At 41.2% G+C, this 25,120-nt stretch carries 21 protein-coding genes and 1 pseudogene; 7 read left to right on the top strand and 15 right to left on the bottom strand.

From position 1 onward, the window contains the following. Positions 1-592: 592 nt before the first annotated feature. The 3 genes and pseudogenes from HG267_RS35600 to HG267_RS35610 all read left to right on the top strand — a co-directional run. Positions 593-733 (top strand): annotated as a pseudogene (locus HG267_RS35600) (ATP-binding protein); the annotation flags it as partial. A gap of 324 nt (positions 734-1,057) precedes the next feature. After that, entirely contained in the window at positions 1,058-2,761 is a 1,704-nt protein-coding gene (locus tag HG267_RS35605) for a sensor histidine kinase (protein WP_045870767.1), read from the top strand. Continuing rightward, positions 2,758-2,985, top strand: a complete 228-nt coding sequence (locus HG267_RS35610; RefSeq protein ID WP_155539277.1) for a hypothetical protein — start codon at positions 2,758-2,760, stop codon at positions 2,983-2,985. Before HG267_RS35605 ends, HG267_RS35610 begins: the two co-directional genes overlap by 4 nt. Positions 2,986-3,405: 420 nt before the next feature. Here HG267_RS35610 and HG267_RS35615 read toward each other — a convergent pair whose 3' ends face one another. The 3 genes from HG267_RS35615 to ppk1 form a co-directional block, all read right to left on the bottom strand. Further along, positions 3,406-4,281, bottom strand: a complete 876-nt coding sequence (locus tag HG267_RS35615) for a shikimate dehydrogenase (RefSeq protein ID WP_045870768.1) — start codon at positions 4,279-4,281, stop codon at positions 3,406-3,408. A gap of 3 nt (positions 4,282-4,284) precedes the next feature. After that, positions 4,285-4,449 carry a hypothetical protein gene (locus tag HG267_RS35620; protein WP_168160976.1) on the bottom strand — a complete coding sequence of 55 codons (165 nt, stop codon included), beginning with the start codon at positions 4,447-4,449 and terminating at the stop codon, positions 4,285-4,287. A gap of 118 nt (positions 4,450-4,567) precedes the next feature. Continuing rightward, positions 4,568-6,763, bottom strand: coding sequence for a polyphosphate kinase 1 (ppk1, locus tag HG267_RS35625; protein WP_045870770.1), 2,196 nt, complete (start codon positions 6,761-6,763; stop codon positions 4,568-4,570). A 2,333-nt stretch (positions 6,764-9,096) separates the two neighbouring features. On the opposite strand from ppk1, the gene HG267_RS35630 reads away from it, so the two are divergent. Further along, entirely contained in the window at positions 9,097-9,315 is a 219-nt protein-coding gene (locus HG267_RS35630) for a hypothetical protein (protein WP_045873978.1), read from the top strand. Between the two features lie 933 nt (positions 9,316-10,248). Here HG267_RS35630 and HG267_RS35635 read toward each other — a convergent pair. Next, complete coding sequence (locus tag HG267_RS35635; protein ID WP_045873977.1) at positions 10,249-13,521, bottom strand: ATP-binding protein; 3,273 nt, start codon at positions 13,519-13,521, stop codon at positions 10,249-10,251. A gap of 545 nt (positions 13,522-14,066) precedes the next feature. Here HG267_RS35635 and HG267_RS35640 point away from each other — a divergent pair. Together HG267_RS35640 and HG267_RS35645 are read left to right on the top strand one after the other, a co-directional pair. Continuing rightward, positions 14,067-15,173, top strand: a complete 1,107-nt coding sequence (locus HG267_RS35640) for a response regulator (RefSeq protein ID WP_045873976.1) — start codon at positions 14,067-14,069, stop codon at positions 15,171-15,173. A gap of 327 nt (positions 15,174-15,500) precedes the next feature. Beyond that, positions 15,501-16,193, top strand: coding sequence for a response regulator transcription factor (locus tag HG267_RS35645; protein WP_045873997.1), 693 nt, complete (start codon positions 15,501-15,503; stop codon positions 16,191-16,193). A gap of 452 nt (positions 16,194-16,645) precedes the next feature. Here HG267_RS35645 and HG267_RS35650 read toward each other — a convergent pair whose 3' ends face one another. From HG267_RS35650 to tmk, 11 genes are all read right to left on the bottom strand, one after another. Then, positions 16,646-16,900: a CTB family bacteriocin gene (locus tag HG267_RS35650; protein ID WP_045873975.1), complete on the bottom strand. Its 255-nt coding sequence runs from the start codon at positions 16,898-16,900 to the stop codon at positions 16,646-16,648. 106 nt (positions 16,901-17,006) lie between these two features. Next, positions 17,007-17,261: a CTB family bacteriocin gene (locus HG267_RS35655; RefSeq protein ID WP_045873974.1), complete on the bottom strand. Its 255-nt coding sequence runs from the start codon at positions 17,259-17,261 to the stop codon at positions 17,007-17,009. Between the two features lie 106 nt (positions 17,262-17,367). After that, complete coding sequence (locus tag HG267_RS35660; RefSeq protein WP_045873973.1) at positions 17,368-17,622, bottom strand: CTB family bacteriocin; 255 nt, start codon at positions 17,620-17,622, stop codon at positions 17,368-17,370. Positions 17,623-17,728: 106 nt separating this feature from the next. After that, positions 17,729-17,986 (bottom strand): CTB family bacteriocin, encoded by a 258-nt coding sequence (locus HG267_RS35665; protein WP_045873971.1) that lies wholly within the window; start codon positions 17,984-17,986, stop codon positions 17,729-17,731. 117 nt (positions 17,987-18,103) lie between these two features. Continuing rightward, positions 18,104-18,358: a CTB family bacteriocin gene (locus HG267_RS35670; protein ID WP_045873970.1), complete on the bottom strand. Its 255-nt coding sequence runs from the start codon at positions 18,356-18,358 to the stop codon at positions 18,104-18,106. A gap of 106 nt (positions 18,359-18,464) precedes the next feature. Then, on the bottom strand, positions 18,465-18,722 hold the full coding sequence (locus HG267_RS35675) for a CTB family bacteriocin (protein ID WP_045873971.1): 258 nt from the start codon (positions 18,720-18,722) through the stop codon (positions 18,465-18,467). 117 nt (positions 18,723-18,839) lie between these two features. After that, a complete protein-coding gene (locus HG267_RS35680; protein ID WP_045873970.1) occupies positions 18,840-19,094 on the bottom strand; it encodes a CTB family bacteriocin in 255 nt (84 codons plus the stop codon). Positions 19,095-19,211: 117 nt separating this feature from the next. Continuing rightward, the gene (locus tag HG267_RS35685) at positions 19,212-19,466 is read right to left on the bottom strand and encodes a CTB family bacteriocin (RefSeq protein WP_045873969.1); all 255 of its coding nucleotides are present in this window, start codon (positions 19,464-19,466) and stop codon (positions 19,212-19,214) included. Positions 19,467-20,056: 590 nt separating this feature from the next. Continuing rightward, a complete protein-coding gene (locus HG267_RS35690; protein WP_045873968.1) occupies positions 20,057-21,016 on the bottom strand; it encodes a DNA polymerase III subunit delta' in 960 nt (319 codons plus the stop codon). A 3-nt stretch (positions 21,017-21,019) separates the two neighbouring features. Continuing rightward, positions 21,020-21,157 carry a hypothetical protein gene (locus tag HG267_RS35695; RefSeq protein ID WP_155539600.1) on the bottom strand — a complete coding sequence of 46 codons (138 nt, stop codon included), beginning with the start codon at positions 21,155-21,157 and terminating at the stop codon, positions 21,020-21,022. 47 nt (positions 21,158-21,204) lie between these two features. Further along, complete coding sequence (tmk, locus tag HG267_RS35700) at positions 21,205-21,864, bottom strand: dTMP kinase (protein ID WP_045873967.1); 660 nt, start codon at positions 21,862-21,864, stop codon at positions 21,205-21,207. A gap of 299 nt (positions 21,865-22,163) precedes the next feature. On the opposite strand from tmk, the gene HG267_RS35705 reads away from it, so the two are divergent. After that, positions 22,164-24,956: an ATP-binding protein gene (locus tag HG267_RS35705; RefSeq protein ID WP_045873966.1), complete on the top strand. Its 2,793-nt coding sequence runs from the start codon at positions 22,164-22,166 to the stop codon at positions 24,954-24,956. The last annotated feature ends 164 nt before the right edge of the window (positions 24,957-25,120 follow it).

Raw genomic sequence — 25,120 nt, forward strand, 5'->3', positions numbered from 1 at the left:
CGCAAAATTAATTACAGTCATTGCGAGCGCAGCAAAGCAATCTCAACCCTTGCGATTGCTTCATTACGCTCCGCTCCATTCGCAATGACATTGTGTAATTAATTTTGTTTAACTACTTATCAAATATCTTACAGGTGCCGTGCCCCTACCCATCTGTCGCGTTCTTTTTTCAAAATGGTATCAAAAATATTCTTTTTTCTGCTGCATTCTGCCTCGAAAATAATTAATTTGTAACTCCTGTAATTTAAAAATGCTGTATCTGTACATTCCAATACTTGTCGGTTAAGGGCAAAAGGGGAAGGGGAAAAGGGGGAAGAAAAAACCTTTAACCTTTACCATTTTACCTTTTCCCCAAACCAAATTCCAACTTAAAAATCCTTAACCGAGCAGTATTGCTGTACATTCTGGTTATGGGAATCTACTGTAAGTGATTTCCTCACTCACTCTCTTCTTGTGAGATTTTAAGCTGAGAAATGGGAATTTTAAGATGAGAAGCTATCAACAAAGACTAAATAACCACTCAGCATTTTATGTAGGAAACTATGAAAATTAGTCACAAATTAATTTTGGGTTTTGTGGGGATTGCATCTCTACAGGGATGGGATTGTCTATCAGTTACCAAATCATTACAGAATCACATGGTGGCAAACTAGAGTATGTCTCGACTCCAGGTGAAGGGACTGAGTTTATCATTCAGATTCCCAGTCACCAAAAAGTTCTGGCAACAGTTTAAATTTGTAGGAATAGTTTTTAGGAGGCAATCAATAGCAAAATTTTCAATTTACCTAGAGGGTATGTAGAAAAACTGACCGACTAAAGTAGCAATTTTATTTATATATTAACTGGATATTTTGTAACTAATAATACATTTGAAAATTATATTTACGAAGCATAGATAAAACTTATATAAAAAGATTAAGAAAATACAAATATTTTAAAGCTTATATTGAATGTTGCTAAGTTTACCAGTTAGAAGCTGAAAAGCGGGAATTTTACTATATGAGGCTGCTTCCAACACGGGATTGGCTTCTCAGCACTATTGGGTATGTAGCAAGAGATGAAAATTAGTCACAAATTAATTTTGGGGTTTCTGGGGATTGCATCTCTTACAGGAGGAATTGGTGCGATCGCAGTTCATCAGCAATCACAAACAGCTAAGTATCTTGCGCGACAAGAAGCTGAAGAAGTAGCCATGCTACTGGGGTATTTTACAAATCATGAGTTGGAAGACGCACAAGCGCGATCGCGCGCCGAAGTTTTATCTCATTTGCAAAACCATGTTCTAGAACTACACAAGCACCGCCAACGCGATTTAGAAATTGTAGACCGGAATAAAATTATTTTGGCAGATGTAGTTACTGAAGACATCGGCACAAAATTGGCAGGAGATCCTCACAATGAAGTCGGTCAAACTATTCAAGATGGTATAACGAGAACTTATATAGAAACTAATCCTGAGCATCCACAAGGTATCCATCTAATTACTGTGCCCTTTAAAAACAGTCGTGGTGAAACTGTTGGTGCTGTAATTTTGGAATATACACCACTATATCAAGCTGCAATGGCAACAGCACAAAATAGTATTGTGGCGACATCAATTATCAGTTTGATATGTGGTGTACTGGCATTAGCAGCAGGTTTACTAATCTCTAAAAACATCTCCAACCCAATTAAACAACTCCAGCAAGCTGTTTTAAATCTAGCTGAAGGCAAACTAGATACGAGAGTCACGATTCATTCCCAAGATGAAATTGGCGAGTTAGCTACTTCGTTCAACAAAATGGCTAACGATTTGCAAAAGTCTCGCTCTGAGTTGCTTGATGCTAACGAACAATTGCACAATGAGATTACTGAACGCCAGCAAGCAGAGATAGAACTTCAGCAGACTCTACAAAATTTACAAAAAACCCAAGCTCAATTAATTCAAACAGAAAAAATATCGAGTCTAGGACAATTAGTAGCAGGTATTGCTCACGAAATTAATAACCCAGTCAACTTTATTCAAGGCAATTTGATGCATATAGAAGAATATGCCGAAAACTTGATCGATTTTGTGAAACTATACCAAAAGCATTACCCCAATCCAGTTGTAGAAATTCAAGCTAAAGCTGAGAAAATTGAACTGGAATTTTTGCAACGAGACTTGTCAAAAATTATTACTTCCATGAATATGGGAACCTCACGGATTACCGAGATTGTGCGATCGCTTCGCAATTTTTCCCGGATGGATGAAGCTGAATATAAAGCTGTGGATATCCACGAGGGAATAGACAGCACTTTGTTAATCTTGCACCATCGTCTGCAAGCTAAAGGCAATTTACCAGAGATTGAGGTAATGCGAGAATACGGTAATTTACCTTTAATTGAATGTTATGCAGGACAACTCAACCAAGTATTCATGAATCTTTTGGCAAATGCAATTGATGCTGTAGAAGAAGCCAATATCAAGCGTAGGAATCAACAAATAAAAGACAATCCCAGCCGCATTACTATTCGTACATCCCTCATCGATTCACAGTGGGTACAAATTGCGATCGCAGACAACGGTATCGGTATACCAGAAACAGCACGTCACAATTTATTTAACCCTTTTTTTACTACTAAACCAGTCAATAAAGGTACTGGCATGGGATTATCTATCAGTTACCAAATCATCGCAGAGAAACATTGCGGCAAATTAGAGTATGTCTCTACTCCAGGTGAAGGAACTGAGTTTATCATTCAGATTCCTATTACCCCATGCATGAATACAGCGAAATGAAAAACTCCACCCACAAGGGGATGGAGTTTTTGGGCATGGGGAATCGGGCATGGGGCATGGCGAAGAAATTACCAATGCCCAATGACGGCAGTTGCTTTAAGCCGGGAAACCCGTCCAACGCACTGCCTCCCCAATGCCCCAAGCGGCGGGGCGGCTGTCCCTCTCCACCCACAAGGGGATGGAGTTTCCCGCCGCTTTCAATCAATTTTAGATTGCTGATTTGATACCAATTTGAAATGGGTAGGTAGGGGCACGGCACCAATCATACGTGTCAACTTAACGTGAAACCCTCTTGGTTGCAAGGTTTCGCCCTCACCCTGTGCCCCTCTCCCACAGGGAGAAGGGAGCAAGAGATTTAGTTCTCCTTCTCCAGGGGGAGAAGGGGTTAGGGGATGAGGGCGCGAGGTATTTGTACAACGCCTGCCCTATATCGCTTTTAGCTTAAGTTGACACCAATGGGCACCAATAAGATATTTGATATGCCAAAAGATTGTGGATGCCGTGCCCCTACAAAGAATTTATCATTTGAATTGGTATTACATAGAGACTAATTCTCAATCCACAATCTAAAATTCAAAATAGTATGAGATTGAATCCAAAATTTAAAATCTAAAATCTAAAATTCGGTCAACTGTCAACAAATTTCACTCCAAACCTAGGTAATTTTGTAGTACTTGACGCATCACATCTACAGGTACAGTTTCTTGCTGCAACCAGAGTTTTAAGGCTGCTGCACCTTGTTGTACAAGCATTTCCAAGCCATCAATGGCGATCGCACCTTGTTGTTGGGCGAGTTGGAGAAATTGCGTGGGTTTAGGTATATATATCAAATCGTAGGCGATCGCACTTGCTGGTAAATCAGCTATTTCTGCCGCACTTACAGGCGATTCATCTACTTTGGGATACATACCGATGGGTGTGGTATTAACTAACAAATTAGCTTGGGGAATTAGTTTTGTTAATTTATCCCATGTATGCACTTGCAAATTTGCAGCTACGGAGGAATCAGCCCAACTCTCGTAAAATTCGGCTAATCGCTGCTGATTGCGCCCTACAACATGAATTTCCGCAAAACCTAGCTGCTGACAACCTGCAACCACCGCCCGCGCTGCACCACCGTTACCTAAAATTACCGCCGTCTTTTGACTCCAATCTTGCTGATATGTGGTTTGCAACGGGGAGATAAAGCCTTCAATATCTGTGTTGGTACCTACCCATTGGTTATTTTGACGACTCACAGTATTAACTGCGCCAATAGCTTGGGCAATAGGAGTAATTTCTGCCAAGAGGGGCATTATTGCCTGTTTGTGAGGAATTGTTACACTAAAACCCACAACCCCAACAGCCGCAAAACCTGCGATCGCATCTGCTAAATTTTCTGGTGCGATAGGAAAGGGTAGATAAACATAATCTAATCCCAATTTCGCGATCGCAGCATTATGCATCACCGGCGACAGCGAGTGTTCCACCGGATGTCCAATTACCCCTAAAAGTTGAGTTTTTCCTGTAATATGCAACATATTCTAGCCGTCAGAGATAGGCTTCTTGGTTCCAATCTCAGAGCATTTTGACATAAATTGGGGCATGGGGCATTGGGCATGGGGCATGGGGTAATGAGTAATGAGTAATGAGTAATGAGTAATTGGTAATTGGTAATTGGTAATTGGTGTTGGTAATTTCTCCCTCATCCCCCTCATCCCCCTCATCCCCCTCATCTCCCTCATCCCCCCCTCATCTCCCTCATCCCCCTCATCCCCCTCATCTCCCTCATCTCCCTCATCCCCCTCATCTCCCTGCTAGAGGTTTTCAATTGAAATACCTAGACTTCAAACTGGGGACTTTGACGTTAGCGTGGAATGAGTGCAGTATTTCCATGAGGATATTTTGGCTACTGCGTTCTGGTTCATTCTTGCGGGGGTGGCGTTGGATGTAAGAACCGTTTGATTGCAGTTCCCAAGCTTGGCGATTATCTGCCAGCATGATTTCTAAAATGTCTTGTAAGGTTTGGGATATTTTGGCATCTTCAATTGGGGTGACGGCTTCTACACGGCGATCTAAATTGCGGGGCATCCAATCGGCGCTGCCGATGTATACTTCATCTTGTCCATTGTTGTTGAAATGGAAGATGCGCGAATGTTCTAGAAAGCGCCCGATAATGCTAATCACCCGGATATTCTCGCTAATTTCTGGTAAACCTGGACGTAGGCAGCAAGTACCGCGCACAATTAAGTCAATTTGGACTCCGGCGGCTGAGGCGGCGTAGAGGGTAGTAATGATTTGCGGATCAACTAGTGCATTCATTTTGGCAATGATTCGCCCTGGGTTGCCGTTTTGACAATGTTCAATTTCCCGGCGAATCAATTCAATCATGCGATCGCGCATACTAATTGGTGATACTAGCAGCTTGCGGTAAGAATGCTGATGGGCATAGCCTGTTAAATAATTAAATAAGTCAGTTAAATCTGCACCTAAGTCTTTGCGACAACTGAATAGTCCTAAATCGGTGTATAACTTCGCTGTTTTGGGGTTATAGTTACCAGTGCCGATATGCACATAGCGAGAAATCTTGTCACCTTCCCGGCGCACTACTAAGGCAATTTTGGTGTGAGTTTTTAATCCCACTAAGCCATAGACAACATGAACCCCAGATTTTTCTAATCTCTGTGCCCAAGTTATATTATTTTCTTCATCAAAACGGGCTTTTAATTCTACTAACACGACGACTTGTTTACCACTTTCCGCCGCCGCCATTAAGGAGTGGAAAATTTGCGAATCGCCAGAAGAACGATAAAGTGTCATTTTAATGGCTAGTACATGGGCATCGCGGGCAGCTTGGGCGATAAACTGCTCTACGGAGGCGCTAAAGGATTCGTAGGGATGATGTACTAATAAATCATTTTGCTGAATGATTGAGAAAATATTTTCTCTACCTTCACTTTTCTGTGATTTTTCTATAGCAGTGGATTGATTGAAGGCACGTAATTTTGTAGGAATTACAGGTGTCCAAGGTGGATCTTTGAGTTCGGGTAATGGCAAAGCCATGAAGGACATTAAATCTTTCAAATTCAATAGCCCATCGATTTCATAAATGTCAGCTTCTGTTAATTCCAATTCTGGGAATAACATTTGGCGCATAAACTGAGGCATGGATTTTTGAATTTCTAGCCTGACTCCACAACCGCGAAACTGTCGCCCACGTAATTCTTGCTGAATGGCTAAGAGTAAATCATCAGCTTCCTCTTCTGCTACTGCTAAATCTGCTTTACGAGTCAGGCGAAACTGATGATATTCGTTGACAATCATGTCTGGAAATAAGGCTTCTAAATTGTGCGCTACTACCTGTTCAATGGGCACACCTATCCAATGATTTGGTTTGTCATTCTGCGCTTGTAAATCATGAGGTAATTCAATAAATCGTGGCAGAATATCGGGGACTTTGACTCTGGCAAATTTTTCTTTTTTGGAAACTGGATCTGTTACCACCACTGCCAAATTCAGGCTGAGATTTGCAATCAAGGGGAAGGGATGGCTGGGATCTACGGCTAAGGGTGTCAGCACTGGAAAAATTTGCCGTTGAAACAAATCTTGTAGGTAAGTGCGCTGTTCTAAGGTGATATCTGTGTAATTGAGCAGATGAATACCTTCTTCTGCCATTTCTTTTCGCAACACCTTCTCAAAGTACTCGTGTTGCTGGATTACCATCGGGCGGAGAACTTGTGCGATCGCATCTAATTGTTCTTGAGGAGTCCGTCCATCGGGAGTGCGTTTACTTACCTGCGCTTGGACTTGTTCTTTGAGAATTGCCACGCGCACCATGAAATATTCATCTAAATTGGAACTGAAGATAGAGGTAAACTTCAGTTTTTCTAATAATGGTGTCCGCCGATCCAATGCCTCATGCAAAACCCGCCGATTGAATTCCAACCAACTAAGTTCACGATTAAAGTAATACTGTGCATCACTTATTTTAATCACTTTGTTTATCGGTTTGGCTTGGGTCATATCCATTTTTCATTTATTTAAAGGAAATTCAATGGAACACAAATACCGATACTCTATTTAAATTAATAAGATAAAATGGCTACCTAGTCTGTTGCTTTACTGGACATTTTATCTTAGTCAATTGATTAAACTTCCATTAGATTAAATAATTTACATGAGTTTTATTAAGATTACTTTAAGGCAGCTAATTTAGTATTAATCTATATTAGATACAAAGCAAATATATGATTAACATCCTTCCTTGGTAAGGTATTCAGGGAATAGTCAGATTATTTTTCTTCAACTTATCTCGTTAATTGCTTTGCAATCAGCATCTGTTTTACCTTCAGGAAAATCAAGAAAAATTCAACTATTTTTTACTTATTTACTAGAGTAATTTTGCTTAATTACTTTTTAACTTAACATCACCCCATAGCTTCTTATTTATATGTTAACAAAAGATTAATTTTGAGTTAAGAAAACTTTAATACTACAATTTGAGATAGTAATGTAAGGTTTTTAACCACATAAAATTTTATGCGGTTAAAATCATTTTTATTTGATACATGAGACAATTCAAAATCCTCAGTCTATTAGTTAATTTAAGAAAATCACTGAGTTTATTTTGGCTAAAAGTAATACTAAATAAAAATTTTAACCTAATTATTACTTAATCATTAATAGTAGTTCCACTAGTATTAAATTTCACATTTAACTGCGATAGATTCTGCTTTGATTGCTGAAATATACCTAGGGTGGAATCAATACAGTTCGGTTAAGGGGGAAAGGGATTGAATTCATCCTTACCCTTTTCTCAAATCACGAGGGAGATGCAAAATACTTATCCGAACCCTATTGAGGGTGGAATGGTATTTATACCAACTCAAATAATGTTTGCGACACATCAATATACTCTAGGGGGTAAGGCAGTGCCCAGAGGTGTCGCTTGGTTGCAAGGTTTCGCCCTCACCCCCAGCCCCTCTCCCACAGGGAGAAGGGAGCAAGAGATTTAGTTCCCCTTCTCCTGCGGGAGAAGGGGTTAGGGGATGAGGGCGCGAGGTATTTGTACAACACGCGCCCTCTATCGCTTTTAGCTGAAGTTCATTGGTGTCAACTGAACGTGAAACCCTCTTGGTTGCAAGATTTCGCCCTCACCCCCAGCCCCTCTCCCACAGGGAGAAGGGAGCAAGAGATTTAGTTCCCCTTCTCCTGCGGGAGAAGGGGGTTAGGGGATGAGGGCGCGAGGTATTTGTACAACGCCCGCCCTATATCGCTTTTAGCTGAAGTTCATTGGTGTCAACTGAACGTGAAACCCGCTCTTGTGCAAGGTTTCGCCCTCACCCCCAGCCCCTCTCCCACAGGGAGAAGGGAGCAAGAGATTTGATTTAGTTCCCCTTCTCCCCCAGGAGAAGGGGTTAGGGGATGAGGGCGCGAGGTATTTGTACAACGCCCACCCTATATCGCTTTTAGCTGAAGTTGACACCTGTGGGCAGTGCCTCGCCCCTACAATCTGTCGCATTCTTTTTTCAAATTGGCATTACTTAAGCAAAAGTTGCAGCTCAGATACCCGACTTTTTGAAAAAGTCGGGTATCTAAATCTCGCTAAAGTACGTGAAATTCAACCCTACTGCTAATTTTCAAGTTTTTATCCCCGTGAGGGGTGAAGGAATTAAAACTATCGCTCTCACGCAGCAAAGTACCACCCCAAAAAATTTAGGTTTCCATCCCCGTGAGGGGTGAAGGAATTAAAACCGAAGATTGCGAAAAGAAAGCAATCTTTGTTTTTCAAAGTTTCCATCCCCGTGAGGGGTGAAGGAATTAAAACCCTAGCATTTTCAAAGCCTGATACAGAGAGGGTTAGAGATAGCCATTTTAGCGGGGGGTCTAATTAACCTGTCAATAAGCTGAAATTATTGAGAATAAACCACTAGTAGAGGCTATTCAAAACCTTACTGGGTAAGCTTTTCGCGGGTGTCAACGAAAGAATCAGGGTTTCAGAGATTAGCCTACCCCCGCGAAAAATTTGCGTACACCAAGCTAAAATAGGTACTTTGCAATTCAATAGGAAACGTAAGATTAAGTTTTCAAGGTGCTGTTTTTGGTTGCGGATAGTATAACAAATTACTCTGATTTTTCCTAGCGTCAATAAGCAACTTAGGGATTTCCAAGAAATAAATTATTCCATCTTGTGGGGCGGGCATCTTGCCTGCCACATAAACTGGGCGGACAAGATGTCCACCCCACAATAAATAATGGGATATTTTTTTATTTGGAAGTCCCTTAATATAAGTTTTCTTGCCTACTGCAAATTATTGTTGTGTATCTACACCTGTAAGCTAGTTATCTAAAAAACTGTGATTGCTTTCTCAAAAGCAGCTTTTGCTTTCTCACCAGCAGCCTTTACTTTCTCACAAGCTGCTTTTGCTTATTCAATTCGGTATATTCAGCAAGCAAAAGTAGATATTGCTTTCTCACAAGCTGCGTTTACTTATTCAATTCGGTATATTCAGCAAGCAAAAGTAGATATTGCTTTCTCACAAGCTGCGTTTACTTATTCAATTCGGTATATTTAGCAAGCAAAAGCAGATATTTCTTTCTCACAAGCTGCTTTTGCTTTCTCCTTTGCGTAATTTCCTCAAAAATCTCATTATTACTATGTAACTAAATTTCTAGGCTTTTCAAGTTACAAGTAATTTGTTATACTATGCCCTAATCCACACAGCACCTTGAAAACTGAATATCAAGTTTCCCGTTGAAAACAATAGTGTTTATTTTAACTATTGACACTTAAATTTTTCGCGGGGGTAGGCTAATCTCTGAAACCCTTAGAGTACTCCAAGTAAAAAAATGCTCAATTGTCATTGCGAATGGAGCAAAGCGGAATGTTCGCGTAGCGTTCCCGCAGGGTAGCAATCGCATAGACTCGCTCGTAGTTGCAAGATTTTGCGATTGCTTCTCTGCGAGACGCTACGCGAACGCTACACTCCGTTTCGCTCGCAATGACAGGTTTTGGATCGTTTATTTTTTGGAACACTCTTATTCTTTCGTTGACCCCCGCGAAAGCCTTGCTGGGTATAAGTTTGAACTACCTCCAACTATGTCTAATTGTCAATAATTTATGCTTGTTGACAAGCAAATTAGACCCCCCGCGAAAATGGGTATCTGTAACCCTTTCTGGGTAAAGCTTCTAGAAAGGTAGGGTTTTCAAATCATTACCCCTAACGGGGATGGAAACAAGGCAATGATTCAAGCAGACTTAACCTATATTTTCCCAGTTTTCAAATCATTACCCCTAACGGGGATGGAAACTTAAGCACCACGATTCTGCGTGACGAAACTAAAAACGTCTCCTGTTTTCAAATCATTACCCCTAACGGGGACTAAAACAGCCATGAAAAACTCAGCAAATATTTGACGGTGCGTTACGCTGGCGCGATAACACACCCTACCCAACTACTAAATGTGATAGAAAAATGTTGATATCCCAGCGATCAGTTTTTTGCACATTAAACGGGTTTTTTAACCGCCTGCTGCTGCTGCTTGGTTAATTCGATCATCTCTTCAAAACCAAAGCGATCAACTAAATCAGTTAAGGCTTTGGCAAGGCGATCGCTCTTTTGTGGAATTTGCTCAATTAATCTCAATACTTCTTTGCTATTAACTCTTAGCGCGGCTTGATGCAGTTGTTCTATCCATTCTCTCGGCATCAGTTCTAAGTCTGCAACTGTTAATGAGTTGGTTGGGGTGGATGCACTATTAGTAGAACCAATTTCTATATTTTGCTGTTGGTTCGCTTCTTGGGCGTAAACGTAGCGCACACCTAAGTGTTCCGCCATCTTGTCAAAAATGATATTTGCCCGCAAGGGTTTACGCACAAAGTCATCAAAGCCTAAGGATAAGGCTGTTAACCTGTCTTCTTCAAAGGCGCTACCAGTTAAAGCTACAATGACTGGGGGCTGATTACCTGCGGCTTTAATATGTTGAGTGGTTTCAAAGCCGTTCATTACAGGCATTCTAATATCCATCCAGATGAAATGGGGTGCCCAACTTTCCCAAAGTGCGATCGCAGCTTCGCCGTTGACTGCTTCTTTAACTTCAAAGCCGATGGGGGTTAATAATTCTACCAATAACCGCCGATTTTCTAGTTTATCTTCCACAATCAAAATCCGATAACTAGATTGCCCTGGTTCTAAGCCGATGACTTGGCGAGTTTCTTGGGGAGTAGGTAAAGTATCTAAAATTACTGCACGGGTGGGGATATCAAAGGTAAAAGTTGAGCCTTTGCACAGTTCGCTATTCACCCTTAAATCTCCCCCCATGAGCCGCACAAATCGCTGACTGATGGGTAATCCTAAGCCTGTGCCTTCCTGAGATTTATAACCTGTTTCAGTTTGCACAAATGGCTCAAATAACTTCTCAAAATCCTTTGAAGCAATGCCGCAGCCTGTATCTTCAACGCTGAAGCGCAGGGTAACTTCTTGGTTGGGAATGATGATTTGTTCCCCAGCATTTACGCGTAATGTTACTGTGCCAGATTGTGTAAATTTAATCGCGTTGCCGATGAGATTCACTAGCACCTGACGAATTTTACTTTCATCGGCGTGGATATATTGGGGAACTGTGGGCGATCGCAGGGCAATTAACTGTAAGCCTTTAGATTGGGCTTTGAGTGCAAACATTTGTTGCAAGCGTTCTACCAAGTTCCACAAGTCAAAATTGGTTTCGTTGAGGGTGACGCGACCGGCTTCAATTTTGGACATTTCTAAGACATCATTAATTAATGTCAGCAAGTCTTCGCCACTGCGGTTAATTGTATCTATATAGTCTTGCTGCTGAGGATTAAGTGAGTGATTTCGCAGCAGCAGTTGGGTAAAGCCCAGAATAATATTGAGGGGAGTTCTCAGTTCATGGCTCATGTTTGAGAGAAACTGACTCTTAGCTAAGTTAGCCGCATCCGCCGCCTCTTTAGCTTGCTTGAGGGCAATTTCTGTCTTTTTCAGCTTGCTAATATCACGGGCTACCCACAATACTGTATTCTCAGACAATGGGGAAACACTGGCTAAAAACCAAGTTTCGCGATTCTTCACAGCTAAGTGATATTCCAAGTAAACACTCTTGCGCGATTTATCAGGTTTATCAGGCTGTTCTCGCAACAGCAGTGCTTGTTGAATCGCATCATAGATCAGATTGGCAACATCTTTGGGTAAAACTTCGTGAACTGTTTTCCCAGCCCGGTCTACATCTGGTTTATATGTATAGGATTGGGTTTGCACATATTTGAGGTAACGTCCCTCGCTATCAAACACCACAACCATATCCGTCATCGCAGCGAACATTAACCGCAGTTCCGCTTCGGATTTAGATAACGCCGCCTCTGCTTTTTGGCGATCGCGAATTTCTTGCTGAAGTTGAGCATTTTTCTCGCCTAGTTCTGTAGTTCTTTCAGTTACACGGCTTTCTAATTCTTCGTTGGTTTGGGCTAAAGCGTCAAAGGAGGCGCGCAATTGTAACGCCATTTGGTTAAAAGACTTTGCCAAATCGTTTAACTCGGTGGTGCTTTGCACAGCCACTCTTTGATTCAAATTACCAGATGCGATCGCTTTGGCTGCACTTCCCAGTTTTAAAATCGGCTGAGTAATCCAACGCGCCGTTAACATCCCCAATCCCGTTGCCAGTATAAATGCGGCTAGGCAAAGTATAATCGTTGTCCGAGTATTGGCATTGATTTGATCCATGAAATCAGCTTCTGGAACCACCACCACAATCAGCCAATCCAAACCCTGCTGAGTTTTCATTGGCAGAAGTTGTAAAAATTGCCTTTGACCTTTAATGTCAAAATCTAATTGTTGTGGTTGAGCAATTTTGGTGAACTTGCCAAAGTGTTGCTGCAAATATGCAGCAGTGTTGCGCGTCAATGGATCTTTGCTATCCACCGCCTGGATGCGCCGAGGATTTTGCTTGGTAATCGGCGCTTGGGGATTTTCAATTTCGTAGGGTTGTTGAGTGGTAGAACTCCCAACCAGTAATCCTGTTTGCGGCTCAACAATAAAAGTCACACCAGAACGTCCAATTTTTAACTCTCTGAGAAATTGGCTAATCTCTATCAAAGAAAAATCTACAGCCGCCACACCCAGCAGATTATTACGATTATCGTATATAGGCAAGCTAGCATTTAAGACAAATTTAGGTGTTGCAAATAGTCGATAAATTCCCCCCCAGTTCGCTGTTTTGGACTTAACTGCTGAGGTATACCAAGGACGAGTTCGCGGATCGTAATTAGGTCTAAATCTTAAAAGTTTTGTATGATTTCCCGGCCTATCTGCGGCATAAATGCGGATTTCGTGATTAGTAGATTCCCCAGAAATTTTTACTTGAAAGCCTCCATGATCACCCTTTTCTACAGCAACATGTTCGCCATAGTTAGAACCAATATAAACCGCCGTCACTGTATTAAATGTTTCAATTTGATACCAAAGGTGTCTTTCTAATGCTGCTAAATCTTGTAAATTTATTTCACCCAAGCGGATAGCATTCGCATTTAGTTGGTTAATTTTATGAGGCGTTTCTACATAAGTTTGGAGATACTGCTGAATGCGAGATGTAATTTCACTGCGGAGTCGAATTGCTACGTCATTAACTGCGCGTTGCCCATTGTAAATTGATAACCATCCAGTCAACCCAACAGCCAAAGAAATTTGCAAGATAAAAGGCACCACTAGCACATGACGCAAGTGTAAACTTTTAACAGCTTTCGCAAATTTATGCTTGAAAGGACGCATCTTTTAACTCCTGCAATGAAACAGGTTGTTGACTGTTGACTGTTGACTGTTAACCGCTAACAACCCTTCATGTAAAATTTCGCAAATCATTTAAGATTGCTACATTTTTTACTTGGGGATTTCCAGAAATTAAATTATCCAATTTTCGGATAGAAGACCATAATTGTTTCTGCCTCCTCTGCTTTTTATTTACCAGTTCCTTATCAGCCTCTGAAAGCGAACTTATTTATCAGCTAGTCTCAAAAAAATTATGCAGCCAGTCTCAACTTTTTTGATTCCAGCTAAAAACCTTACACATAACCGTCAAAAATATTAATAAATGTAAATTGTAGAATGTATTCACGAAAAGTTTGTGAATCCTGCTAATAAAATTAATTTCAGTATAGCAATCTCATTTGATTAATAAAATTTATTAAAATTCTGACCCATGACCAATTAGCAATTTCCTTTGTAATGAAAAACAATAAAGTAAAACATTTTAATAAATTTAAATTGTAAAATATCTGAGAGCGATAATTAATGATTCTCTGAGCCAGTTGAGAAGTATGCAAATTACCCAGTCCAGCAAAGGAGATATTCTCATCATTGATGACACCCTAGATAACCTGCGTTTACTATCAGCAATGCTGACAGAACAAGGTTATGAAGTGCGGAGTGTTACTAATGGTGCGATGGCATTAATTGGCATCAAAGCTCAACCACCAGATTTAATTTTGCTCGATATTAGTATGCCAGGAATGAGTGGGTATGAAGTGTGTGAGCATCTTAAATCTGACCCCCAAACACAAGAAATTCCTGTAATTTTTATTAGTGCTTTAAATGAGGTATTCGATAAAGTCAAAGCCTTTGCTGTGGGTGGTGTAGATTTTATTACTAAACCTTTTCAAATTGAAGAAGTTCTCGCCCGCATCGAAGTACAGCTAAAACTTTGCCGCTTACAATTGCAACTCCAAGAACAAAATCAGCGCTTACAAGAACAAGAAGCAGAACTCAGGCGATCGCTTGAACAAGAACGGGCGCTAAATCAACGGATTGAGGAAATGGTAGCCCTAGAAGAACGCAATCGCATCGCCCGCGATATCCATGATTCTTTGGGACATTCTTTAGTAGCGCTAAATGTGCAAATGGAAACAGTGTTAACACTTTGGCACAGCGATTCTGAACGGGCATGGCAGTTTTTAGTCGAAGCCAAAAAACTTGGTTCCGCAGCCCTGAGAGAAGTGAGAGAATCAGTTTCCGCCATTCGTTCCGATCCACTCCAAGGACAATTACTCGAAACTGCGATCGCCAACCTTGCCGAGGAATTTTCTCACCTCACCGATATCCAACCAGACTGCGAAATTGATTTATCACAACCCTTATCTAATACCGTGAATCATGTAGTATTTCGCATTATTCAGGAAGGATTAACTAATATTTATAAATATGCCAACGCCACAAAAGTACAAATCAAAATCCAAACCAGAAATGATGGATTATTACTGTTACTGCAAGATAACGGCCAAGGCTTCGATTCCGATCAAGCCGTGACAGGCTTCGGACTGCAAGGAATGCGCGAACGCACCGCCGCAATGGGCGGACAGCTAGATATCTTCAGTAAACCCAGTGCTGGGTGCCGAATTATGGCACACTTTCCCAGGGGGGAGGAGTAGGGACTGGGGACTGGGGATTGGGGACTGGGGATTGGGGAACTCGGGGCCCCCTCTGGGGATAAGGGGTAATGGGGATTGGGGAGATGAGGGAGATGAGGGGGATGAGGGAGCAATAAGGTTTGCTAAAACAAATCAATTGACGTTTAAATCTTGTAGAGACGCGATTCATCGCGTCTCCACAACCCCAAAATCATGACGAAAAATTCCTAACCCAACCATATTGGGAAGATAAGGAAGCAGAGGGAGAAATAATAAATGCCTAATACTAAACATCTAACACCAAACACTCAATGCCCAATGCCCCATGCCCCATCCCCCATGCCCAACTTGATTAAAGTCTTACTTGTTGAAGATCAAGAAATTGTGCGGCAGGGTTTGAAGACGCTTTTGGAGTCAAAGCCGGGTTTGCAAGTGGTGGGTGAGGCAAATAATGGCAAAAGTGCGATCGCACAACTGAAAACATTACAGCAAATTAACCAATTTCCTGATGTAGTGCTGATGGATATCCGAATGCCTGAGATGAATGGTGTACAGGCTACAAAGATAATTTGTCAGCAATTTCCAGATATTAAAGTTTTGGTTCTGACTACATTTAACGATACAGATTATGTTGCCGAAGCGCTGCGTTTTGGTGCTAAGGGATATTTGTTAAAAGATACTCCCGCCGATGAACTTGCCAAAGCAATTCAATCAGTTCACCAAGGCTATACCCAATTTGGGCCGGGAATTGTCGAAAAAGTGATTGCAGAAAACTCTTTGACAAAGGCAAACTCATCCAAGCCATTACCACCAGGCTTAACACAATTAACAGACAGAGAACGAGAAGTATTGTTATTGCTAGCAGCAGGCGCAAATAACCGCGAAATTGCCCAAAACCTGCATTTATCTGAAGGAACCGTGAGAAATCACATCACACATATTTTAACGAGAATGAACCTGCGCGATCGCACCCAAGCTGCGATCGTTGCTAATTCCTACCGCAGTTGGTTAGAAAACACTGAAACCTCAAATAATTCGTAATTTTTCATTCAACATATACACAAAAATATCAAAACCCCTCTCATTATTTGAAAGGGGTTGTGCAGAAGCTTATTAAAATCACATTCAGATTAATAATACCAATTTAAAAAAATGCGCCAGATTTTAGGGGCAAGGCACTGCCCAGTGGTGTCAACTTAATGTGAAACCCGCTCTTGTGCAAGGTTTCGCCCTCACCCCCAGCCCCTCTTCCACGGGGAGAAGGGAGCCAGAGATTTAGTTCCCCTTCTCCTGCGGGAGAAGGGGTTAGGGGATGAGGGCGCGAGGTATTTGTACAATGGGCACTGCCTTGCCCTCTAGAATATTATTGATGTGTCACAAATATTATTTGATTTTGTATAAATTTATCTGAGAATTTAAATGTGATTTGGAAGAGATAACCTGATTTGATAAAATACCTAAATTTTACCAAATCAGGTTTGTAACTCTAAGAATTAGTTACCAACAAACAAACCTTGACCAGCACTGCTGATGATATCTTGAGCATTAACCAAAGTGGTAGTACCAGCACCACCAGGCCCTGCAACTGTTTGTTGACCTACTGCCAGATTTTTTTGTTCAAAGCTGCTACCAGTGACTAAACCAAGACTTTGACCACCACCTAAAACAATTCCAAAACCACCAGCAACGTTATCTAATTCATCTTCAGATAATTCAACAGCAGCAATGTTCTTAATTTCGTTAGACATGATTTTACTCCTTGCGATTTAATGAATTAATGTGTAATTTCAAATGAGAGATAGAAGGGAAAACCTGGTATTCATGAGATATTAACCAGGTTGTTAATGATGAGAATTATTGACCTACGAACAGCCCTTGACCAGCACTGCTGATGATATCTTGAGCGTTAACCAAAGTTGTTGTACCAGCACCACCAGGGCCTGCAACTGTTTGTTGACCTACTGCCAGATTTTTTTGTTGGAAGCTGCTACCAGTGACTAAACCAAGACTTTGACCGCCACCTAAAACAATTCCAAATCCACCAGCAACGTTATCTAATTCATCTTCAGATAATTCAACAGCAGCAATGTTCTTAATTTCGTTAGACATGATTTTACTCCTGGCAATTTAATCAGTTAATGTGTAATTTCAAATGAAAGATAGAAGGGAGAACCTGGTATTCATGAGATATTAACCAGGTTATTTATGATGAGAATTATTGACCAACAAACAAACCTTGACCAGCACTGCTGATGATATCTTGAGCATTAACTAAAGTTGTAGTACCAGCACCACCAGGGCCTGCAACTGTTTGCTGACCTACTGCCAGATTTTTTTGTTCAAAGCTGCTACCAGTGACTAAACCAAGACTTTGACCGCCACCTAAAACAATTCCAAATCCACCAGCAACGTTATCTAATTCATCTTCAGATAATTCAACAGCAGCGATGTTTTTAATTTCGTTAGACATGATTTTGCTCCTTGCAATTTAATCAATTAATGTGTGATTTCAAATGAGAGATAGAAGAGATAACCTGGTATTCATGAGATATTAACCAGGTTATTTATGATGAGAATTATTGACCAACAAACAAACCTTGACCAGCACTGCTGATGATATCTTGAGCATTAACTAAAGTTGTAGTACCAGCACCACCAGGGCCTGCAACTGTTTGTTGACCTACTGCCAGATTTTTTTGTTGGAAGCTGCTATTGGTAAATAGACCAAGATTTTGTCCGCCACCCAGAACAATTCCATCAAATCCACCAGCAACGTTATCTAATTCATCTTCAGATAATTCAACAGCAGCGATGTTTTTGATTTCGTTAGACATGATTTTGCTCCTTGCAATTTAATGAGTTGATGTGTAATTTCAAATGAAAGATAGAAGAGAGAACCTGGTATGATGAAATATTTAATTTTGACCAAACCAGGTTTGTAACTTTAAGAATTAGTTACCAACAGTTAGTACTTGTCCGGCATTGCTGAAGATTTCTTGAGCATTAACCAAAGTGGTAGTACCAGCACCGCCAGGCCCTGCAACTGTTTGTTGACCTACTGCCAGATTTTTTTGTTGGAAGGTGGCACCAGTACCTAAGGAGAGGTTTTGTCCATCACCAAGAACTATTCCAAATCCACCAGCAACGTTATCTAATTCATCTTCAGAAAGTTCAATAGCAGCAATGTTTTTAATTTCGTTAGACATGATTTTGTTCCTTGCAATTTAATCAGTTAATGTGTAATTTCAAATGAGAGATAGAAGGGAGAACCTGGTATTCATGAGATATTAACCAGGTTGTTAATGATGAGAATTATTGACCTACGAACAGCCCTTGACCAGCACTGCTGATGATATCTTGAGCGTTAACCAAAGTTGTTGTACCAGCACCACCAGGCCCTGCAACTGTTTGTTGACCTACTGCCAGATTTTTTTGTTGGAAGCTGCTATTGGTAAATAGACCAAGATTTTGTCCGCCACCCAGAACAATTCCATCAAATCCACCAGCAACGTTATCTAATTCATCTTCAGATAATTCAACAGCAGCGATGTTTTTGATTTCGTTAGACATGATTTTGCTCCTTGCAATTTAATGAGTTGATGTGTAATTTCAAATGAGAGATAGAAGAGAGAACCTGGCATGATTAAATATTTAATTTTGACCAAACCAGGTTTGTAACTTTAAGAATTAGTTACCAACTGTTAGTACTTGTCCGGCATTGCTGAAGATTTCTTGAGCATTAACCAAAGTGGTAGTACCAGCACCGCCAGGCCCTGCAACTGTTTGTTGACCTACTGCCAGATTTTTTTGTTGGAAGGTGGCACCAGTACCTAAGGAGAGGTTTTGTCCATCACCAAGAACTATTCCAAATCCACCAGCAACGTTATCTAATTCATCTTCAGAAAGTTCAATAGCAGCAATGTTTTTAATTTCGTTAGACATGATTTTGTTCCTTGCAATTTAATCAGTTAATGTGTAATTTCAAATGAGAGATAGAAGAGATAACCTGGTGTTGATAAACTATTGAGTTGTGAGCTAACCAGGTTTTTAGAGGGATAATTAGTTACCAACAGTTAGGACTTGACCAGCATCGCTGAAGATTTCTTGAGCGTTAATCAAAGTTGTTGTACCAGCACCGTTAGGGCCTGCAAATGTTTGTTGAGCAACTGCTAGATTTTTTTGTTGGAAGGTGGCACCAGTACCTAAAGTAAGGCTTTGTCCGTCACCAAGAATTATTCCAAATCCACCAGCAACGTTATCTAATTCATCTTCAGAAAGTTCAACAGCAACGATGTTTTTGATTTCGTGAGACATGATTTTTGTTCCTTGTTAATTGTGTGATTTTTGAGATTTTGCAGCTTGTAGAAACCAGGTTATAATTTGTTTTACTTTGGTTTGTTTTCGCTGCGCTTTTCGTTTCGCTTCATGTGTTTATAGTAGGAAATCTGCCAAAGGGAAGCATCGGCAGAAAGTTTGGATTACCAAAAGATGGATCTCAATCAAACTATCTCCAACTAAAGTTGGATATCGAAAGATGAGGTAATTTGCTGAAGCGTAGACACGCAGTGGCTTGTCGTCAGCAGACTGGGGATTGGGGACTGGGGAACTCGGGGCCCCCTCTGGGGATAAGGGGTAATGGGGATTGGGGGAGATGAGGGAGATGACAATACTGCTCGGTTAAGGATTTTCAAGTTGAAATTTGGTTTGGGGAAAAGGTGTTCGCGTAGCGTCTCCGCAGGAGAAAGGGTAAGGGTTAAAGGTTTTTTCTTGCCCCTTTTCCCCTTCCCCTTTTGCCCTTAACCGACAAGTATTGAGGGAGATGAGGGAGATGAGGGAGAAATACCAAACACCAAATTACCAATTACCCATTCCCCATTCCCCATTCCCCATTCCCCATCCCTTCACTACTGGCATTGTTGATACAATGCTAATAAAGTACATTCCCAAACCAAACGCGGTTGGGCGTAGCAAAGTAGAGATTTACGCGCTTTTTCTAGCTGTTGAATAATGCCTACGCGATACCATTTATGCCAGTAAAATTGCTGAAGATAATCAACTAACCAGAGTTGCGCTTCTGTATCTAAATCTTTATCAATCGCTTTAGCTAACTCCAAAGCCTGACGGTATGATGCAGGTGCTTTTTTCACCGCTTCGAGTAGTTCAGGGGGAATATTTTGTAATTGCTCGTAAGATGCGATCGCACTTCCTGGGCTACCTGCTGCTATACTCAGCAATGCTGGATTTTGCAAAACTTCTCCACGTCCAGATTGAGTGAGTACTTCAGCTAAAGAGGCTCCATCTAAGCGATAAAACGGAATGCGTTGACAGCGTGACACTAATGTTGGTAATACAGCGTCAGGTGTGGGTGCAATTAAAATTAATGTCGCCTTTCCTGGTTCTTCCAAGGTTTTCAGCAAAGCATTGGCTGCTGCTTCCGCCATTGTTTCTGCTTGTTCCAGCACCACTATATTTCTTGACGCTTCTAACGGCGGACGGCCGAGAAACTCAGTAATTTCTCGAATTTGCTCTAACCTAATAACAGGTGGTGCTTTACGCTTCACACCTTTATCTGCTGCTTCCTTTGCTGTTAGCCTTTGACCTTGATATTGGTAAGTTGGCTCTACCCACAATACATCCGGGTGGTTACCTTGCAGCAAGCGATTATGTAAAAATCCACTTAATTTTGTCTCTACATCACTAGCAAATAGCAACTCAATAAAGCACCTTGCGGCTAAACTCCGTCCCACCCCATCCGTCCCCACAAATAGATAAGCTGGTGCAACACGATTTTGTTTCACAGCCTGAGTCAGTAACTCTATCGCTTGCTGTTGACCTATAAGTGGTGCAAATGGATCATTTGTCATTGGTCATTTGTCATTTGTCATTTGGTAATAGGTAATTGGTAATGGGTAATTGGTAATTGGGTGTTTGGTGTTTGGTATTTCTCCCTCATCCCCCTCATCTCCCTCATCTCCCTCATCTCCCTCATCTCCCCCAATCCCCATTACCCCTTATCCCCAGAGGGGGCCCCGAGTTCCCCAGTCCCCAATCCCTACTCCCACGATAGGCGATGTCTGGCGACAAGCTGCTCCGCGTCTACGCGCAAAACTTGTTGAATTGTTTGGTGTACAATTTCCTTACTCAAAGTGCCATCGATGCGAATAATTCTTTTGGGATAAGCTGCGGCTAATGCTGCGTAGCCTTGCTGTACTCGCTGATGAAAGGCGATGGTTTCTTGTTCGATGCGGTCAAATGCTTGCTCATCTCCCCTTTTTCGGGCCAGTCCAATTTCGACATCAACATCTAACCAAATAGTCAGGTCGCTGAGTAAACCACCAGTAGCAATATAATTCAATTGCTCAATTAAACTCATATTTAAACGCCGACCATAACCTTGATAGGCAATGGTAGATTCAATATAGCGATCGCATAAAATATATTTCCCTTGTGCTAAATGGGGTTTCAGCTCTTGTTCTACGTGTTGCGCTCTGTCAGCTGCATATAACAATAATTCTGTCACTTCTGCGATCGGTTTATTATCCGCCTTTTCTAGCAACAAGCGGCGCAAATCCAAACCTAATTCTGTTCCCCCGGGTTCCCTTGTCAGGACTACAGAAACACCCAAGCTTTGCAACCATGCTTGACAAAGCTGCATTTGGCTAGTTTTACCGCAGCCTTCTACCCCTTCAAATACGATTAATTTGCCAACCATGCTGTTAATATACTGACTTGTAAATAGTGTTGACGGATGACTGTTGACTGGAAAGAGATATTTTCATGCGTGTTCGTGTACCTAGGTTAAGGATTTTAAACTTAAATGGTATTTGGGGAAAGGGTTCAAGGTTTTTGATTTCTTTTTTTCTCGTTTATCTCCTTCTTACTCCTTAACTGATAGATATTAACTGTTTTGCGAATTTCTAATAAATTTAGCTGCAAAAAATGGCTGTTTTAACTAGTCAATGGGAACTCTATATCAATAGTCCGAACTAGAACATTCCCAGGTCTGTCATCATGTCTGATTTTGCCCCTGTTAACCCATCTCTCAATGGAAACTTAACTAGAAGCTTAAGTTCGTTAGAAACTTGGGGTTTTGGTCTAACAGGTCATATCTTGTGGATAGCCGTGATTCCCGCCATTCATGCAGCATTAGGTTCTCAAGCTATCTTTGTCTGGATTCCCGCCGTCCTCTGTGGAATGCTACTTAACTATCAAATGCAGCATTTGGGATTTCATTTCCAGAATGTTGCTGGAGGAACTCCTAACTATGCTAGTAAGTTGCTGAAGCGCTACCCAGGGTTAGCTCGCTATAGTGCATTGGGATATTATTTTAGTTGGGTATCAGTATTACCAGTTAACGCCATTGTCCTCACGGACTTAATAGAAGTAAATTTAGCGACGTTAAATCTTACCTTCCCAAAGTTAGCACTAGAAATTGCCTTGACACTGCTGCCTTTTGTCTTGGCATTTAGCGGCACTCGTGCCCTGAGTATTTTACACTTATTTTTCGTACTGCCAGCCTTTGGTCTGCTGCTCATCTTTGCTTTTCAAGGACTTGGCTGGTTAGCCTTCTCATCCGAGAGTCCTGGCTTTTTTCCAAATCATTTGTCATTGATTGGCTTTGGCGATTGGGCCAAGTGGTTTCTTTATGTCACCTATGCAACTTATGCTTGCGAAACCGCTGCTTCCTTTGTCGCTGATAGTCAACATCCTACCAAGACACTGTTTAGCCTCAAGGTTGCAGCTTGGTTAATGTTACCAATTTATCTTGGTGCATCCTGGGTAGTAATGCGGTTAGCTACAGCTGCCAACCTGAAGGATAGCGCTTTTTTAAACTTGCTAGCTGCTGCCAAACCCTTCTGGGGAGATATAGCTGGCTTGATGATCACCTTTTTACTCACGGCTGCTTGTCTTTTGGCTTGTGCAACTGTGGTTTCTAACTGTCCCCGTATTCTGTATCAACTAGCACGCGATCAATATCTCTCACCTGTGTTTGCCGTAGTTTCTCGTTGGGGTGTATTTGGCCCGGCTTTGGGATTAACACTCGTACTTAGCCTTGGGTGCTTAATTTGGGGAAATGTCGCTGCAATTGTGGTTGTGGGTAATGTTGGCTGGTTTATCTCGATTATGGCGGTACAGCTAGGAATCTGGCTACAACGGCACAAACCAGAAGTGTTATTCCCACGAATCACACTAGGTATTTTATTAGTAGAAGTTGTAGTTCTGTTCGTAGGGGGTTTAGCTTGGGGATGGCGAGAATTTCTCATGGGTTTATTGCTTCCGATTGGGATTATTGGCATTGATGCCACAATTAGCCGCGTTAATGTTCCGCCTTTTCATCCCCTTTGGTGGATCAAACGCGATCGCTCTCGCCCGACAATCATTGCCCAAGATTCAGTTATGCTTCAGGTAAGCATCCTGATTTTTCTGTTATGTAGCGCTGTTGCAGTTGGTTGGTTATTTGGTTTCCAGCTGAATCAAGCCGCAAATATGGGGGGTGAGAATTTATTTATTGTCTTACTGATGACGATCACATTTGTAGGAGTAGCGATCGCCTGTTGGACAAGTTTACCGCAAGTAGTGGCGATCGCAGAAGCACGAGAAGCAGCCGAACATCTATTTACAATCGCCCAAGATGCTATTCTCGTCACCGATGAAAAAGGGATTATTCTCCAAGCCAACCCCGCCACAGAATTGTTATTTCATGTAAATCCAGCAGATTTGTTAGGAAAACACCTTAATAAATGGCTACCAACATTAGTTACAAATCCACAACAATGGACAAAACGCAGTGAACAAACTTTTACCGCCAACGGTAGCAACACAATTTTAGAAGTTGCGATTTCTGATCGTCCCCATCAATATTTTCAAGAATATGTTGTGATTCTCCACGATATTACAAAACGCAAACAAGCAGAAGAAATATTGCGACATTCAGAAGCAGAATTGAAAGCAGAAGCCCAACAATTAGCCAGCCAATTAATCCAAAGTGAGAAGATGTCTGGCTTAGGACAGTTAGTAGCCGGAGTCGCCCATGAAATTAACAACCCAGTTAATTTTATTTCTGGTAATCTGACTCCTGCTATTGAATATATTCAAGACTTATATAAATTACTGCAACTTTATCAACAGCATTATCCCAATCCCACGCCAGAAATTCAAGCCTTTGCTAATGCCATTGATATTGATTTTATGCTTGCCGATTTACCACAATTACTCAGTTCTATGAAAATCGGCACTGCAAGAATCACAGAAATTGTTTTATCCCTGCGGAATTTTTCTCGCTTAGATGAAGCAGAAATGAAAGCAGTAGATATTCATGCAGGTATTGACAGTACTTTAATGATTTTGGGACATCGTCTCAAAGCCAATGATAAACGTCCAGAAATAGTAATTATTAAACAATCCGGTAATCTGCCTTTAGTAGAATGCTATCCTGGGCAGCTTAATCAAGTATTTATGAATATTTTGGCTAATGCTATTGATGCTTTAGAAGAAACATTTATCGCTCATCAAAAACCGCAAAATTTACAGATTTCTATCACAACTCTATTATCCCCAAGTCAACAGGCTGTAATTAAAATTAGCGATAATGGTGCGGGAATTCCCGAACATATCCGCCAGCGATTATTTGAACCTTTCTTTACTACCAAGCCGATAGGTAAAGGTACAGGCTTAGGTTTATCTATTAGTTATAAAATTATTAGTGAAAAACATCGTGGTAAATTACAGTGTCATTCTACGATTGGTGAAGGCACAGAATTTACAATCGAAATTCCTCTACATCAAAATCCCGTAGATAATTGATATGGCGATGCGATCGGCCTCACGTATCAAAATCTTGCCAAAGTTTGTAGTGGATTGACACAGCTAAAATGTTGCAATAATTTTTCTTGTGGGGTGGACATCTTGTCCGCCCTGGACGGGTGAGACACCCATCCCACAAGAGTTTTTTTATGCACTATTTTAGT

The organism is Tolypothrix sp. PCC 7601 (assembly GCF_025677855.1).
GTDB classification, from domain to species: Bacteria; Cyanobacteriota; Cyanobacteriia; order Cyanobacteriales; family Nostocaceae; genus Aulosira; species Aulosira diplosiphon.